Annotated in this window: 12 protein-coding genes; 3 read left to right on the top strand and 9 right to left on the bottom strand. The window is 72.6% G+C overall.

The window, feature by feature from the left end:
* Positions 1-85: 85 nt before the first annotated feature.
* The 6 genes from V5O46_RS14040 to V5O46_RS14015 form a co-directional block, all read right to left on the bottom strand.
* Positions 86-1,000, bottom strand: a complete 915-nt coding sequence (locus tag V5O46_RS14040; RefSeq protein ID WP_332884905.1) for a siderophore-interacting protein — start codon at positions 998-1,000, stop codon at positions 86-88.
* Positions 1,001-1,146: 146 nt separating this feature from the next.
* A complete protein-coding gene (locus V5O46_RS14035; protein ID WP_332884904.1) occupies positions 1,147-2,193 on the bottom strand; it encodes an ABC transporter substrate-binding protein in 1,047 nt (348 codons plus the stop codon).
* A 132-nt stretch (positions 2,194-2,325) separates the two neighbouring features.
* Complete coding sequence (locus V5O46_RS14030; protein WP_332884903.1) at positions 2,326-3,486, bottom strand: acyl-CoA dehydrogenase family protein; 1,161 nt, start codon at positions 3,484-3,486, stop codon at positions 2,326-2,328.
* Positions 3,487-3,491: 5 nt separating this feature from the next.
* Complete coding sequence (locus V5O46_RS14025; protein ID WP_332884902.1) at positions 3,492-4,460, bottom strand: hydroxymethylglutaryl-CoA lyase; 969 nt, start codon at positions 4,458-4,460, stop codon at positions 3,492-3,494.
* Complete coding sequence (locus tag V5O46_RS14020; protein WP_332884901.1) at positions 4,457-6,391, bottom strand: acetyl-CoA carboxylase biotin carboxylase subunit; 1,935 nt, start codon at positions 6,389-6,391, stop codon at positions 4,457-4,459. The genes V5O46_RS14025 and V5O46_RS14020 overlap by 4 nt, the downstream gene beginning before the upstream one ends.
* 15 nt (positions 6,392-6,406) lie before the next feature.
* Positions 6,407-8,023 (bottom strand): carboxyl transferase domain-containing protein, encoded by a 1,617-nt coding sequence (locus V5O46_RS14015; protein ID WP_332884900.1) that lies wholly within the window; start codon positions 8,021-8,023, stop codon positions 6,407-6,409.
* A gap of 97 nt (positions 8,024-8,120) precedes the next feature.
* Here V5O46_RS14015 and V5O46_RS14010 point away from each other — a divergent pair, with 97 nt between their 5' ends.
* Together V5O46_RS14010 and V5O46_RS14005 are read left to right on the top strand one after the other, a co-directional pair.
* Entirely contained in the window at positions 8,121-8,723 is a 603-nt protein-coding gene (locus V5O46_RS14010; protein ID WP_332884899.1) for an SACE_7040 family transcriptional regulator, read from the top strand.
* 150 nt (positions 8,724-8,873) lie between these two features.
* Positions 8,874-9,665: a phosphatase gene (locus tag V5O46_RS14005; RefSeq protein WP_332884898.1), complete on the top strand. Its 792-nt coding sequence runs from the start codon at positions 8,874-8,876 to the stop codon at positions 9,663-9,665.
* A gap of 29 nt (positions 9,666-9,694) precedes the next feature.
* On the opposite strand, the gene V5O46_RS14000 is transcribed toward V5O46_RS14005, so the two are convergent.
* The 3 genes from V5O46_RS14000 to V5O46_RS13990 form a co-directional block, all read right to left on the bottom strand.
* Positions 9,695-10,609 carry an acyl-CoA thioesterase gene (locus V5O46_RS14000; protein ID WP_332884897.1) on the bottom strand — a complete coding sequence of 305 codons (915 nt, stop codon included), beginning with the start codon at positions 10,607-10,609 and terminating at the stop codon, positions 9,695-9,697.
* A gap of 35 nt (positions 10,610-10,644) precedes the next feature.
* Positions 10,645-11,802 carry an acyl-CoA dehydrogenase family protein gene (locus V5O46_RS13995; protein ID WP_332884896.1) on the bottom strand — a complete coding sequence of 386 codons (1,158 nt, stop codon included), beginning with the start codon at positions 11,800-11,802 and terminating at the stop codon, positions 10,645-10,647.
* A 107-nt stretch (positions 11,803-11,909) separates the two neighbouring features.
* Entirely contained in the window at positions 11,910-13,628 is a 1,719-nt protein-coding gene (locus tag V5O46_RS13990) for a PucR family transcriptional regulator (RefSeq protein ID WP_332884895.1), read from the bottom strand.
* Positions 13,629-13,824: 196 nt separating this feature from the next.
* Between V5O46_RS13990 and V5O46_RS13985 the strand changes: the two genes are divergently transcribed.
* The gene (locus V5O46_RS13985) at positions 13,825-15,285 is read left to right on the top strand and encodes a sodium:solute symporter (RefSeq protein ID WP_332884894.1); all 1,461 of its coding nucleotides are present in this window, start codon (positions 13,825-13,827) and stop codon (positions 15,283-15,285) included.
* Positions 15,286-15,343 lie beyond the last annotated feature (58 nt).

Here is a 15,343-nt window from a genome sequence, read left to right as displayed (position 1 = left end):
AGCCTAACTTAACCTCCTGTCCCGGAGTGCAGGCTTCCGCGTGACGCCCGTCACTTGCGCCTCAACTGCCCCCGGGCAAGCGGGATCAGCCCTGCTCCCGCAGCTGCTCCTCCGTCAGTCCACGGCGCCAGTAGCCGACGAAGGTGACCCGGCGCCTGTCGATGCCGCGCTCGCCCACGAAGTGCCGGCGCAGCTGCTTCACGGCGCCGGACTCGCCCGCGAGCCAGACGTACGGGCGCTGCGCGCCGGGCAGTTCGGCATCGCCGAGGGTGCCGAGGGTGCCGAGGGTGCCGAGGGCGCCGGGGGTGCCGAAGGCCGACGGGGGTCCCTCGGGGCGGGCGGGGGTCCGGTGCTCGTCCCGGACCAGCCAGGTGACCTCGGCGTCCGCCGCGGTGGTCAGCTCCTGGACGTCCCCGGCGTGCGGCACCTCCAGCCAGGCCCGGGCGCGGGTGCCGGGCGGCAGCGCCTCCATGATGGCCGTCGCGGCGGGGACGGCGGTCTCGTCGCCCCAGATCACCACGAGGTCGGTGTCCTCGGGCGGCCGGAAGCGGATCGCCCGGTTGTCCGCGATCGCCGGGCCGAGCAGCAGCACCCGGTCACCGGCGGCGGCGTGCGCGGCCCAGCGGGAGGCGGGGCCTGCCTCGATCGCGGCGCCCCGCTCGACGCCGTGCAGCACGAAGTCGATGTCGATCTCGGTGGTGCGGCCCCGGTCGTCGCGGCGCAGCGACCGCAGCGTGTAGGAGCGCATCACCGCCCGTACGTCCTCCGGGAGTTCCCGCCAGCCCTGCCACCACCCGTCGCCGAGCTCGACCGGGACCACCGGCTCGCTCTGTCCCGGGTGCGGCAGGAACAGCGACAGGGACTGGTCGTGCCCGTCGGAGTGGAAGGCGTCCAGATCGGGCCCGGCGAAGGTGACGCGCGTCAGAGACGGGCCGAGCCGCCTCGTCCGTACGACCTGGAGGGAGAAGAAACGGAACGGGGCGGCTACGGCGGTGGTCACGGGGCAGCTCCTGATGCGGCGGGCGGGCGGGAGACCGGCCCGGGGCGCGGGGCTGGGTCCGGCATGCGGCTGCGCCGGGTGTCGCGACGAGCGCTCACGGTCCGCGGTCGCCGTGCCGGATCAGCCCCCGCCCCGGCCGACGGACCTCAGCTGACCTTCTTCGCCTTCTCGATCGCCTCGGCGAGGTTGGTCAGCAGCGGCGTGCACTTGTCGTAGGAGAGGATCGGCTCCGGCGAGCGGGGGATGACCTGACCGGCCTTGACCGCGGGGAGCTGCTTCCAGGTGCCCTCGGTGATCTCGGCCGGCTGGATGGTCGAGGAGCGGTCGTCCATGATGATCACGTCCGCCGGGTACTTGTCGACGTTCTCCCAGCTCAGGGACTCGAACCAGCCGCCGGTCGCCTTCTTGGCCTCCTCCGAGGGCTCCACGAAGTTCACGCCGAGCGCCTTGAAGTACTCCAGGTCCACGGAGAAGTTGGTGCCGGAGACGTAGAAGAGCTGGTCGCTCGCGGAGCCGGCCAGCACCTTGATCTCGGGGCGGGCCTTGGCCGCCTTGCGCAGTCGCTCCGCCGCGGCCTCGAAGTCCTTCTTGGCCTGGACGGCCTTGCCGGCCTTCATGTCGGCGCCGAGCGACTCCGCCAGCTCCCACATGCGCTGCAGCGGCTGCGTCAGCTGGCGGTCGAAGACCGAGACGGCGACGCTGGGGGCCAGCTGCGCGATCTTGTCCTTGGACTCCTCCGGGACCGACCAGAGGGTGCCCGCGGTGTCGAAGGTGGTGGTGATCAGCAGCTCGGGGGAGAGGGCGGCGTACTTCTCGACGTTGAGCTTGCCCCACTCGTTGCCGAGGACGGTCACCTTGCTGACGTCCATGTCGCCGGCCTGCACATCGGGCTTGCCGTCCTTGGTCGTGGTCGGGCCGAAGACGCCCTTGACCTGGACGCCGTAGTCCCACAGGGCGGCGGCGACACCGGTGAACGCCACGAGGTCCGTGGGCACCTTGTCGAGCTCGACGGTCGTGCCGCGGTCGTCCTTGAAGGACCAGGGGCCGGACTTCGCGGCAGCCGTCTCCTTGTCCGAGCCACCGTTTTTCGCGTCGTCGTCACCGCAGGCCGTGAGCACGGCACCGAGGCCGAGTGCGCCGCCCGCGGCGAGGATTCCGCGGCGGGTGAGGTGGGTAGCTCTGGCGTTGGGCATGGCGTGGCTGCTTTCGAACGGGGCGGAGCGTCCGCCGGGCAATTCGAAGGTAGGTTAGCCTAACCTCAGATCTTGTCCAGTGGCCGGGTCGCCCCGTACCCCCGTCCGAACCGCGGTCGCGGACTGCGAGCCTCAGCCCGCCAGTCCCAACTCCCTCGCGATCAGCATCCGTTGGACCTCGCTGGTGCCCTCGCCGATCTCCAGGATCTTCGAGTCCCGCCACATCCGGGCGACCGGGTACTCGTTCATGAAGCCGTAGCCGCCGTGGATCTGGGTGGCCTCCCGGGCGTTGTCCACCGCCACCGTCGACGAGTAGAGCTTCGCCAGCGCCGCCTCCTTCTTGAACGGCTCGCCCGCCACCAGCCGCGAGGCCGCGTCCCGCCACGCCAGCCGGGAGGTGTGCGCCTTCATCTCCATGTCCGCGATCTTGAACTGGATCGCCTGGTTCGCACCGATCGGCCGGCCGAAGGCGTGACGTTCCTTCGCGTACTTGACCGACTCGTCCACGCAGCCCTGCGCCAGCCCGGTCGCCAGCGCCGCGATGGCGATCCGTCCCTCGTCCAGGATGCGCAGGAACTGGGCGTAGCCGCGCCCCTCCTCGCCCAGCAGGTTCGCGGCCGGCACCCGTACGTCGTCGAAGGACAGCTCACGGGTGTCGGAGGCGTTCCAGCCGACCTTGGAGTACGGCGGAGCCACCGAGAAGCCGGGCGTACCGGACGGCACGATGATCGCCGAGATCCGCGGCCCGCCGTCCGGCTTGCGGCCGGTGACGGCGGTGACCGTCACCAGACCGGTGATGTCCGTACCGGAGTTGGTGATGAAGCACTTGGTGCCGTTGATCACCCACTCGCCGGTCGCCTCGTCCAGCCGTGCCGTGGTCCGGGTGGCCCCCGCGTCCGAGCCGCCGTCGGGCTCGGTCAGCCCGAAGGCTCCCAGCATCTCGCCCGAGCACAGTCGCGGCAGCCACTGCCGCTTCTGCTCCTCGGTGCCGAACAGATGCAGCGGCATCGCGCCCAGCGAGACGCCCGCCTCCAGGGTGATGGCGACCGAGGAGTCCACCCGGGCCAGCTCCTCCAGCGCTATGCCGAGGGCCAGGTAGTCGCCGCCCATCCCGCCGTGCTCCTCCGGGAACGGCAGGCCGAACAGGCCCATCCGGCCCATCTCGCGGACGATCTCGTAGGGGAACTCGTGCCGCTCGTAGAAGTCGCCGATCTTGGGCGCCACGACGTCGTGTGCGAACTCCTCCACCGTGCGGCGGAGTTCTTCCAGTTCCGGGGAGAGCTTGTGGTCCATGGTCCTCACTGCTCCTTGTGGGAGTCTGCGTCCGATGCGGCGGGGAAGAGGGCACGTACGGTGCGGGACGGGCTGGGCCGGCCCAACTGCTCGGCCATCCAGGCGCTTGTGGCGACCAGACGGGCGAGGTCGATCCCGGTGTCGATGCCGAGGCCCTGCAGCATCCACACGAGGTCCTCGGTGGCGAGGTTGCCGGTGGCGGACCTGGCGTACGGGCAGCCGCCCAGGCCGCCCGCCGAGGCGTCGACGGTCGTCACGCCGCACTGCAGGGCGGCGAAGGTGTTGGCCAGCGCCTGGCCGTAGGTGTCGTGGAAGTGCACGCCCAGCACCTCGGGGGCGATGCCGACCGCGCCGAGGGCGCCGAGCAGCGCAGTGACGTGCCCCGGTGTGGCCACGCCGATGGTGTCGCCGAGGCTCAGCTCGTCGCAGCCCATGTCGACCAGGGTGCGGCAGACCCGGACCACCTGGTGGACCGGGACGGCCCCCTCCCAGGGGTCGCCGAAGCACATCGACAGATAGCCGCGGACATGACCGTCGGCCGCCTTGGCGCGGGCCACCACCGGTTCGAACATGGCCAGCGCCTCGTCCACGGTGCGATTGAGGTTGGCCCTGGCGAAGGACTCGGTGGCGCTGGCGAAGATGGCGACCCGCCGGGCGCCCAGCGCCAGCGCCCGGTCCAGGCCGCGCTCGTTGGGCACCAGGACGGGCAGCCGGACACCGTCCAGACCGGCCACCATCGGGTACAGCCGCTCGGCGTCGGCGAGCTGCGGCACCCACTTGGGGTGGACGAAGCTGGTCGCCTCGATCGTCGTCAGGCCGGCGGCGGCGAGGCGGCGCACGAACTCGGCCTTCACCTCCGTCGGCACGGTGGCCTGCTCGTTCTGCAGGCCGTCGCGGGCGCCGACCTCGTGGATCCGCACCCGGGCGGGCAGCCCTGGCGTCGGGAAGGTCATGGGGAGCGGCCGGACTGTCATCCCTCCTCCTCCAGCGGTGCGATCACGGCCAGGACCTGATCCATGGCGACCGTGGTGCCGGGGGCGACGTCGATCTCGGCGACGGTGCCGGCGTGCGGGGCGGAGACGACGTGTTCCATCTTCATCGCCTCGACGACCAGCAGACTCTGCCCGGCGGTGACCTTGTCGCCGGTGGCGACCTTCACCACGGTCACGGTGCCGGGCATCGGGGCGGTGAGGGAGTCGGCGCCCGCGTGCGCGGCCCGGGACAGGGAGGCGGCGACCGGGTCGTGGTCGCGTACGTGCCAGGCGTCGCCGTCCCGGCCGAGCCAGTCGGCGGCGCGGTGGAAGGTGTGCCGGACGCCGTCCAGGGTCACGGACACCGCCTCGCCGGTGACGGTGTGGGAGCCGCGCGGGGTGTGCTCGACCGGGTCGCCGAGGGCCCGGAGCGGGAAGCTGACGGGCTCGGGTTCGCCGCCCAGGCGCCAGCCGTTCGGCACGGAGAACGGGTCGGTCCAGCCTCCGTCGCTCCGTGGGCGCAGCGCCTCCAGGCGGACGGCCGCCGCCGCCTCGTACACCTCCTCCGGAACCTCCGTGACGACCAGGCCGTCGACCTCCCGCTCCACCAGCCCGGTGTCCAGCTCGCCGGCCACGACCGCCGGGTGGGCGAGGAGCCGGCGCAGGAACCCGGCGTTGGTCTGCACGCCCAGGGTCACCGTCTCCGCGAGCGCCGCCCGCAGCCGGCGCAGCGCGGCGGGGCGGTCGGGGCCGTGGGCGATCACCTTGGCCAGCATGGGGTCGTAGAGGCTGCCGACCTCGGTGCCCTCGCTGAGCCCGGAGTCGGTGCGGATCCCGGCGCCCTGCGGCTCGCGCAGCCGCAGCACGGTGCCGCCGGAGGGCAGGAAGCCGCGGGCGGGGTCCTCGGCGCACAGCCGGGCCTCGACCGCGTGTCCGGTGAGGGTGATGTCCTGCTGCCCGAACCCCAGGGGCTCGCCCGCGGCGACCCGCAGCTGCCACTCCACCAGGTCCACGCCGGTGACCAGTTCGGTGACCGGGTGCTCGACCTGGAGACGGGTGTTCATCTCCATGAAGTAATAGGAGGAGGGGTCGCTGCCGGGGACGATGAACTCCACCGTGCCCGCGCCGCGGTAGCCGCAGGAGCGGGCCGCCTGCACCGCGGCCTCGCCCATGGCGGCGCGGGTGGCCTCGTCCAGGAGGACGCTCGGGGCTTCCTCGATGATCTTCTGGTGGCGGCGCTGCAGCGAGCACTCGCGCTCGCCGAGGTGGACGACGTTGCCGTGGCCGTCGGCCAGGACCTGGATCTCGATGTGCCGGGGCCGGTCGATCCAGCGCTCCACCAGGAGGGTGTCGTCGCCGAAGGAGGCGCGGGCCTCGCGGCGGGCGGCGGCGATCTCGTCGGCGAGCACGGAGGCGTCGCGGACCAGGCGCATGCCCTTGCCGCCGCCGCCGGCGGAGGGCTTGAGCAGCACCGGGGTGCCGATCTCCCGGGCGGCGGCCGTCAGCTGCTCGTCGCTCAGCCCGGTGCCGGAGGAGCCGGGGACGACCGGGACGCCGGCCGCCCGCACCGTCTCCTTGGCGCGGATCTTGTCGCCCATCAGCGCGATGGCGTCCGCGGGCGGGCCGATGAAGGCCAGACCGGCGGCCTCGCAGGCCCGCGCGAACCCGGCGTTCTCGGCGAGGAAGCCGTAGCCGGGGTGGACGGCCCGGGCGCCGGTGCGGGCGGCGGCCTCGAGCAGCCGCTCCACCGACAGGTAGCTCTCGGCGGCGGGCGGCGGGCCGATCCGGACGGCGGTGTCGGCCTCGCGCACATGCCGGGCGTCGGCGTCGGCGTCGGAGAAGACGGCCACCGAGCGCACACCGAGCGAGCGCAGGGTGCGGATCACCCGGACGGCGATCTCGCCGCGGTTGGCCACAAGGACGGTGTCGAACATGGTGGTCACTCCCCCTCACATCCGGAAGACGCCGAACTGGGGGTCACCCAGCGGGGCGTTGGCACAGGCGGTCAGGGCAAGACCCAGCACCTGACGGGTCTCCATGGGGTCGATCACCCCGTCGTCCCACAGGCGGCCGGTCGCGTAGTAGGCGTTGCCCTGACGCTCGTACTGGGCACGGACCGGCGCCTTGAAGGCGTCCTCCTCCTCCGCCGGCCAGGACTCCCCGCGGGCCTCCAGCTGGTCCCGCTTGACCGTCGCCAGCACCGACGCGGCCTGCTCACCGCCCATCACCGAGATCTTGGCGTTGGGCCACATCCACAGGAAGCGCGGCGAGTAGGCCCTGCCGCACATCGAGTAGTTCCCCGCGCCGTAGGAGCCGCCGACCACCACCGTCAGCTTCGGCACCCGGGTGCAGGCGACCGCCGTGACCATCTTGGCGCCGTGCTTGGCGATGCCGCCGGCCTCGTAGTCCCGGCCCACCATGAACCCCGAGATGTTCTGCAGGAACAGCAGCGGGATGCCGCGCTGGTCGCACAGCTCGATGAAGTGGGCGCCCTTCTGGGCGGACTCGGAGAACAGGATGCCGTTGTTCGCGACGATCCCCACCGGATGACCGTGGATCCGCGCGAAGCCGGTCACCAGCGTCTGCCCGAACTCCGCCTTGAACTCCTGGAACCGGGAACCGTCCACCACCCGCGCGATGATCTCCCGGGCGTCGTAGGGGGTGCGGGAGTCCACCGGCACCGCCCCGTACAGCCCGCCCGGGTCGGCCTTCGGCTCCACGGAGGGCTCCACCGGCCAGGGCAGCGGACCCCGCCCGGGCAGCGTGGCGACGATGTTCCGCACGATCCGCAGCGCGTGCGCGTCGTCCTCGGCGAGATGGTCGGTGACGCCGGACACCCGGGAGTGCACCTCGCCGCCGCCCAGCTCCTCGGCCGTCACCACCTCGCCCGTGGCCGCCTTCACCAGCGGCGGGCCGCCCAGGAAGATCGTGCCCTGACCTCGGACGATCACCGCCTCGTCGCTCATCGCGGGCACATACGCGCCGCCCGCGGTGCAGGACCCCAGGACGGCGGCGATCTGCGGGATGCCGGCCCCCGACATCCTCGCCTGGTTGTAGAAGATCCGCCCGAAATGCTCCCGGTCCGGGAACACCTCGTCCTGCATCGGCAGGAACGCGCCGCCCGAGTCCACGAGATACAGACACGGCAGCCGGTTCTCCAGCGCCACCTCCTGTGCCCGCAGGTGCTTCTTCACCGTCATCGGGTAGTACGTGCCACCCTTGACGGTCGCGTCATTGGCGACGATCACGCACTCCCGGCCGCTGACCCGCCCGATCCCGGCGATCACCCCGGCCGCCGGGGCAGCACCCTCGTACATCCCCTCGGCCGCCAGCGGCGCCAGCTCCAGGAACGGCGAGCCCGGATCCAGCAGCCCGTCCACCCGCTCCCGGGGCAGCAGCTTGCCCCGCGCGGTGTGCCGGGCCCTGGCCTTCTCGCCGCCGCCCAGCCGGGCCGCGGCCAGCCGGCCGCGCAGCTCCCCGACGAGGGCGCGGTGCGCCTCCTCGTTGGCCCGAAAGGCCTCCGACGCGGGATCGGCCGCGCTCGTCAGCTCCGGTGCCTCATGCATCGTGCGGTCCCCTCACCCAGTGGTCCACCAGTTAATGAGCGTTAACGCATTTCCCTCAGGTTAACGACCGCTAACCTCCCTGTCTAGAATCGTCTCCATGGCCACCAGAACCGACGCCCCCACCCGCCGCGAGCAGATCCTCAAGGAGGCCGCCCGGCTGTTCGCCGAGCGCGGCTTCCACGGCGTGGGCGTCGACGAGATAGGCGCGGCCGTCGGCATCAGCGGGCCGGGCCTGTACCGGCACTTCGCCGGCAAGGACGCGATGCTCGCCGAGCTGCTGGTGGGCATCAGCGGTCAGCTCCTCACGGGTGCGAAGCGACGCCTGGCGGAGGCCGACGGCGCGGCCCCCGAGGCGGTCCTCGACTCGCTGATCGAGGGCCACATCGACTTCGCGCTCGACGACCGCCCGCTCATCACCCTGCACGACCGCGAGCTGGACCGCCTCCGGGACACCGACCGCAAGCTGGTGCGCCAGCTGCAGCGGCAGTACGTCGAGCTCTGGGTGTCGGTGGTCCGCCGCCTCTACCCCGAGCTCACCGAGCCCAGTGCCCGCTCGGCCGTCCACTCGGTCTTCGGCCTGCTCAACTCCACCCCGCACCTGGGCCGCCCCGGCTCCCTGCCGGGCCGCGGCACCACGGCCGCGCTGCTGCACCGGATGGCGCGCGGGGCGTTCGCGGCGGCCGGGACGGACCGGCCCTAGGCGCGCCGACCGGGCAGGCCCTGGATCCCGGGGGGGCAGGCCTGCGGCGCCGGTCACGGACGACCGGCGGTGCCGGACACGGACGTGACCCGCGTCCCAGCCGGCGATACGGCCGGGACCGGCACAGGGGGCTGCCTCACAATGGGTGCCATGCCGATAACCGGGACACCCAGCCGCGCCGAACTCGTCGAGCACCTCGTCCGCACCCGCATCGCGGGCGAGGTGGCCACACCCCGCGAGAACAACCTCTCCCACTACCGCAAACTGGCGAACGGCGACCGCAACTTCTGGCTCGGTCTGGAGCTGGGCGACCGCTGGACCGACGAGCAGGACGTGCTCGCGGTGATGGCGGAGCGGGTCGGCGTCAACGACGACTTCGAGTACCGGTACGGCCAGGACACCATCGACCCGGAGCTGACCGTCGCCGGGCTGGAGCGTATGGCCGGGCGGCTGCGCAAGGCGGCCGACGGCGGGCAGCGGGTGCTGTTCGCCACCGGCCACCCCGGCGGACTGCTCGATGTGCACCGTGCCACTGCCGCCGCGCTGCGGGCCGCGGGCTGCGAGATCGTCGTCATCCCGGAGGGGCTGTCGACGGACGAGGGATATGTCATGCAGTTCGCCGACGTCGCGGTGCTGGAGCACGGTGCCACCCTGTGGCACACCCACTCCGGCGAGCCGATGAAGGCGATCCTCACCGGTCTGGAGCGGGCGGGCCGCCCGCTGCCCGACCTGGTGGTGGCCGACCACGGCTGGGCCGGGTACGCCGGACAGCACGGCGTCGACTCCGTCGGCTACGCCGACAGCAACGACCCGGCACTCTTCCTCGCCGAGGCCGAAGGCACCGTCCAGGTGACGGTGCCGCTCGACGATCATGTGCTCAGCCCTCGCCATTACGACCCGATGACGGCGTATCTGCTGGCCGAGGCCGGGATGGCGGCGTAGTCCGCCGCGGGTGTGGACCCGGGGGCCGGTCAGTCCTCCCGGGAGCCCCGCGGCTCCTCGCCGGAGTCCTGCCGCTCCTCGCGGGGGACCCGCACCACGCCTTCCTGGATCACCGAGATCGCGAGCCGGCCGTCCTGGGTGTAGATCCGGGCCTGGCCCAGGCCCCGGCCGCCGTGGGCGGACGGCGAGTGCTGGTCGTACAGCAGCCACTCGTCGGCGCGGAACGGGCGGTGGAACCACATCGCGTGGTCCAGTGACGCCCCGACCACGTCCCCGACCGCCCAGCCGCCGCGGCCGTGCGCGAGCAGCACCGAGTCCAGCAGGGTCATGTCGGAGACGTAGGTGGCGAGGACGACGTGCAGCAGCGGGTCGTCGGCGAGCTTGCCGTTGGTGCGGAACCACACCTGTGAGTGCGGGTCACGGGGCTCGCCGTAGCTGCCGAACGGCGGGTCGGCCACGTAGCGCAGATCGACCGCCCCGCGCGCCTGCAGGAACCGGGTCACCACGTCCGGGTCGAGATGCGGGTAGCCGCTCAGCCGCTCCGCGCCGGTGGGCAGGGTCGCCGGGTCGGGCGCGGGCGGCATCGGGGCCTGGTGCTCCAGGCCCTCCTCGTACCGCTGGAAGGACGCCGACAGGCCGAAGATCGGCTTGCCGTGCTGGACGGCGACCACCCGGCGGGTGGTGAAGGAGCGCCCGTCGCGCAGCCGGTCGACCTTGTAGACGATCGGCGCGCCCGGGTCGCCCGGCCGCAGGAAGTACGCGTGCAGGGAGTGGGCCGGCCGGTCCTCGGGGACCGTCCGGCCGGCGGCGACCAGGGCCTGGGCCGCCACCTGTCCGCCGAAGACGCGGGGGACGACGGCGGACCGGGACCGCCCGCGGAAGATGTCCTGCTCGATCCGCTCCAGGTCGAGCAGATCGAGCAGGGACTGCAGTGCCTCGCTCATGGGGTTCCGATGTACCGGCAGGTCGTGTCCGTGCCTTACAGGCCCATGTCCTTGGCGATGATCGACTTCATGATCTCGCTGGTACCGCCGTAGATGCGGTTGACGCGGTTGTCCGCGTACAGGCGGGCGATCGGGTACTCGTTCATGTAGCCGTAGCCGCCGTGCAGCTGCAGGCAGCGGTCGATGACGCGGTGCGCGACCTCGGTGCAGAACAGCTTCGCGGAGGCGGCCTCGGCGGGGGTGAGCTCACCGGCGTCCAGGGCCTCGGTCGCGCGGTCGGCGACCGCCTCGGCGGCGTCCACCTCGGCCTGGCAGGCGGCCAGTTCGAACTTGGTGTTCTGGAAGCTGGCGACCGTCTTGCCGAACACGGTGCGGTCCTGCACGTACTGCTTGGCGAACCGGACGGCGGCCTTGGCCTGGGCGTAGGCGCCGAAGGCGATGCCCCAGCGCTCGGAGGCCAGGTTGTGACCGAGGTAGGAGAAGCCCTTGTTCTCCTCGCCGAGCAGGTCCTCGACCGGGACCTTGACGTCGACGAACGCCAGCTCGGCGGTGTCGGACGTCTTCAGGCCCAGCTTGTCGAGCTTGCGGCCGACCGAGTAGCCCTCGGACTTGGTGTCCACCGCGAACAGCGAGATGCCGTGGCGCCGGTCCTCGGCGGTGGGCGCGGCCGTACGGGCGCAGACGATCACCCGGTCGGCGTGCACGCCGCCGGTGATGAAGGTCTTGGCGCCGTTGAGGACGTAGTGGGTGCCGTCCTCGCTCAGCCTGGCGGTGGACTTCATGCCCGCGAGGTCGGAGCCGGTGCCCGGCTCGGTCATCGCGATGGCCCACATCTCCTCGCCGGAGACGAAGTTCGGCAGGTAGCGCTTCTTCTGCTCGTCGGTGGCGAGCATCTTGACGTACGGCAGGGCGAGCAGCACGTGCACGCCGGAGCCGCCGAAGCTGACGCCCGCGCGGGCGGTCTCCTCGTACTGGATCGCCTCGAACTTGTGCGACTCCAGGCCGGCGCCGCCGAACTCCTCGGGGACGTTGATGCCGAACAGGCCCAGCTCGGCGAGCTTGTAGTAGAACTCGCGCGGCGCCTGGCCCGCGGCGAACCACTCGTCGTACACGGGTACGACCTCGGCCTCGATGAAGGCGCGAAGGGTCTCCCGGAACGCCTCGTGATCCTCGTTGAACACCGTACGGCGCACGCCGCCACCTCCACCGGTACGTCTGTCTAAGCGCTTGCTCAGAGTGCACCGTACCGGTCGGTAGGGACAGGCGTCCAGAGCAGAGGCCGCGTAACGCTCGTCACGCCTCACGTCCTCCGCAGCGCGAACCACAGCTCCATGCGGACGTCCGGGTCGTCCAGGTCGGCCTCCAGCAGGGCCGCGCAGCGGGCGATGCGCTGGCGGACGGTGTTGCGGTGCACGGACAGGGCGACCGCGGTGCGGTCCCAGCTGCCGTGCAGGGACAGCCAGGTGCGAAGCGTCTCCGGCAGGGCCGGGACGGCGGTGACCGGGGCGAGCAGGGCGCGGGCGTGTGCCTCGGCGGCGTCGTCCGGGAGCAGGTCGGCGAGGGCGGGCCGGGCGGCGTGCCGGACCAGCGGGGTACGGGTGGCGCGGGCGCGGGCCAGAGCGCGGGCCGCCTGGGCGTCGGCGGCCGGCCAGTCGCGCGGGGCGGCGGGGGCGCTGACGCCCAGGGTCCAGCCGGGCTGCGGGTCCGGGTCGCGGCCGGCCGGGAGGAGCAGGCGGACGACGTCCGGCGCGGGGTCGACCAGGGACGAGCCCAGGGCGGCAGCGAGCGCGGAGGCGGCGACCGCGTCGGATGCCCGCCCGGCACCGGGTGCGGCTCCGGGCGTGACCCTCGCTCCGGCGTGGCGCGCGGCTCCGGGCGTGGCTTCGGCGCCGGGCGTGCCTCCTGTGCCGGGTGTCGCCCGGGTGCCGGGTGTGGCTCGAGTGCCCGGTGTGGTCGTCGCGGTGCCGGGTGCGGTCGCGGTGCCCGGTGTGGTCCGGGCCCTGGGTGCGGGTGCGGTCCCCGCTCGGGGGTCGGGGCGGGCGCCGGTTGCGGGGCGGGTGTCCTGTGCGGTACGGGCGTCGGGGCGGGCGTGGACGACCAGCCAGCGGTCCGTGTCGCCCAGCAGCGGCGCCACCTCCTCGGGCCCGGCGCCCAGCAGCAGCCGGACGAGCGCCGAGGAGCGGGCGGCGCCGCTGCTGCTGAGCTGCTCCCCGGTGAGGAGAGTCAGCAGCACCGCCGCGACCGAGGCGATCGTGTGGTCCCCGGGCTCCCGGTGCGGCGCCGCGACGCCGAGCGCGAAGCCCCCGTCGGTGGCGCCGAGGGCGTAGCCGGAGAGACGCACACCCCCGACCGTGTCGGTGGCCGTCGTGGAGGGACCCGCGGCGACGAACCGGGCCAGATCGGCCAGTGCCCCTCGCGTCTCCTCCGGCTGTTCCCGCCCCGCCGAGGCGATCTCCGCCCCCTCCGGCCCGTAGAGCACCGCGAGCCCGCCGAGCCGCGCGGCGAGCCGGCGCAGCACCGACGGGACCGGGTCCGCGGAGGAGGCCGCGGCGGCCAGGCCCTGCTGGGCCTCCGAGACCCGGCGCAGCTCCGCCAGCCGGGCCTGCGCCATCAGCTGCCAGACCGCGCGGGTCACCGCGGCGAACGTCGTCGGCGGCGGCACCTCCAGCAGCGCCAGCCCCCGCCGCTCACAGGCCGCGACCAGGGCCGGCGGCACCGTGTCGTGCACCGGCGCCACCCCGAAGCCGAGTGCGGCGCAGCCCGCGTCCACCGCCCGGGAGACGTAGCCGTCGAGGTACGTCTCCGCCTCCCGGCCCCCGGGGATGTGCACCCCGGCGGTCAGCAGCAGCTCGCCGCCCAGCAGATACGGGCGCGGGTCGGACCACTCCGAGGTGTGCGCGGCGTGGACCATCACCCCGGGGTCGGCCGGGGCGACCAGCTCGCGCAGGGCCAGATCCTCGCGGGACAGCAGCGCCACGAGGGGCACCGCAGGCGTGGGTGGGACTGCAGGTTCCTGCATGATGGACGATCCCTCCACTTCGGCATGCCGGAGTGGATGAAACGTACACTTCGCAGCCGCTTTTCGGCCACCTACTGTCAATCCGGACCGGAAGCCACACCGGCGGCCACGGGTACGGGCGGATGTCCCCGCGGCGCGCCACCGGACCGATCCCATCTGCACGACACGCCACCGAGAGTGCGCGAAGGAGAGCCCCATGGCCGTCGACTACCTCGTGATCGTCGTCTATCTGGCCGGCATGCTGGCCATGGGCTGGTGGGGCATGCGCCGCGCCAGGTCCAAGAGCGAGTTCCTCGTGGCCGGGCGCCGCCTCGGCCCCGCGATGTACTCCGGCACCATGGCGGCGATCGTCCTCGGCGGCGCGTCCACCATCGGCGGCGTCGGTCTCGGCTACCAGTACGGCCTCTCCGGCGCCTGGATGGTGGTCACCATCGGCCTCGGCCTGCTGGCCCTGTCCGTCCTCTTCTCCGCCCGCATCGCCCGGCTGAAGGTCTACACCGTCTCCGAGATGCTCGACCTGCGCTACGGCGGCCGGGCCGGCGTCATCTCCGGCCTGGTCATGTGGGCGTACACGCTGATGCTCGCGGTGACCTCCACCATCGCCTACGCCACGATCTTCGACGTGCTGTTCGACGTGAACCGCACCCTCGCGATCATCCTCGGCGGCTCCATCGTCGTCGCCTACTCCACGCTCGGCGGCATGTGGTCCATCACCCTCACCGACATGGTGCAGTTCGTGGTGAAGACCATCGGCGTGCTGCTCCTGCTGCTGCCCATCGCCGTCGTCAAGGCCGGCGGGTTCAGCGAGATGAAGGCCCAGCTGCCCACCGAGTACTTCGACCCGCTGGGCATCGGCGGCGAGACGATCTTCACCTACGTGCTGATCTACACCTTCGGCATGCTCATCGGGCAGGACATCTGGCAGCGCGTGTTCACCGCGCGCAGCGACACCACCGCGAAGTGGGGCGGCACCATCTCCGGCACCTACTGCCTGGCCTACGCCGTCGCCGGCGCGATCATCGGCACCGCCGCCAAGGTGCTCTACCCCGACCTGGCCAACGCCGACGACGCCTTCGCCACCATCGTCAAGGACGAGCTGCCGGTCGGCGTGCGCGGCCTGGTGCTGGCCGCCGCCCTCGCCGCCGTGATGTCCACCTCCTCCGGCGCCCTGATCGCCTGCGCCACCGTCGCCAACAACGACATCTGGGCCCGGCTGCGCGGAGTGGTCCGCCGCTCCGGCGAGCCGCACGACGAGGTCAAGGGCAACCGGGCCTTCATCCTCCTCATGGGCGCCGCGGTGATCTGCGCCTCCATCGCCGTCAACAACGTGGTCGAGGCGCTCACCGTCGCCTACAACCTGCTCGTCGGCGGCCTCCTCGTCCCGATCCTCGGCGGACTGCTGTGGAAGCGCGGCACCGCACAGGGCGCACTCGCCGCGGTCGCCGTCGGCGGGCTCGCCGTCATCGGTCTGATGGCCGGATACGGCATCCTGGCCAACGAGCCCATCTACTACGGCCTGCTGGCCTCCCTGGCCACCTACGTCGTCGTCTCCCTGGCCACCCCGCCGACCGACGCCGCCGTCCTGGCCGCCTGGCGGGAGCGCCTCGCCGGCCGGGCCCCCGAACCCGTGTCCGACCCGGTCCCGGCTTCCCACTAGAGTCGGACAGCAAGCAGCAAGTAGTACATACGCGACGAAGCGTACGAAGGAAGGCAGT

This window comes from Streptomyces poriticola (genome assembly GCF_036689765.1).
Classification (GTDB): Bacteria; Actinomycetota; Actinomycetes; order Streptomycetales; family Streptomycetaceae; genus Streptomyces; species Streptomyces poriticola.
The sequence above is the reverse complement of the archived record's forward strand: the minus strand, read 5'-3'. Positions and strand labels throughout refer to the sequence as shown.

What these genes read in the sequence shown, in the direction of transcription:
- V5O46_RS14005 (WP_332884898.1), top strand. Translation starts at nt 8,874, where the DNA reads ATGCCGATAACCGGGACACCCAGCCGCGCCGAACTCGTCGAGCACCTC.
- V5O46_RS14000 (WP_332884897.1), bottom strand. Translation starts at nt 10,609, where the DNA reads ATGAGCGAGGCACTGCAGTCCCTGCTCGATCTGCTCGACCTGGAGCGG.
- V5O46_RS14015 (WP_332884900.1), bottom strand. Translation starts at nt 8,023, where the DNA reads ATGCATGAGGCACCGGAGCTGACGAGCGCGGCCGATCCCGCGTCGGAG.
- V5O46_RS14030 (WP_332884903.1), bottom strand. Translation starts at nt 3,486, where the DNA reads ATGGACCACAAGCTCTCCCCGGAACTGGAAGAACTCCGCCGCACGGTG.
- V5O46_RS13990 (WP_332884895.1), bottom strand. Translation starts at nt 13,628, where the DNA reads ATGCAGGAACCTGCAGTCCCACCCACGCCTGCGGTGCCCCTCGTGGCG.
- V5O46_RS14035 (WP_332884904.1), bottom strand. Translation starts at nt 2,193, where the DNA reads ATGCCCAACGCCAGAGCTACCCACCTCACCCGCCGCGGAATCCTCGCC.
- V5O46_RS14010 (WP_332884899.1), top strand. Translation starts at nt 8,121, where the DNA reads ATGGCCACCAGAACCGACGCCCCCACCCGCCGCGAGCAGATCCTCAAG.
- V5O46_RS13985 (WP_332884894.1), top strand. Translation starts at nt 13,825, where the DNA reads ATGGCCGTCGACTACCTCGTGATCGTCGTCTATCTGGCCGGCATGCTG.
- V5O46_RS14020 (WP_332884901.1), bottom strand. Translation starts at nt 6,391, where the DNA reads ATGTTCGACACCGTCCTTGTGGCCAACCGCGGCGAGATCGCCGTCCGG.
- V5O46_RS14025 (WP_332884902.1), bottom strand. Translation starts at nt 4,460, where the DNA reads ATGACAGTCCGGCCGCTCCCCATGACCTTCCCGACGCCAGGGCTGCCC.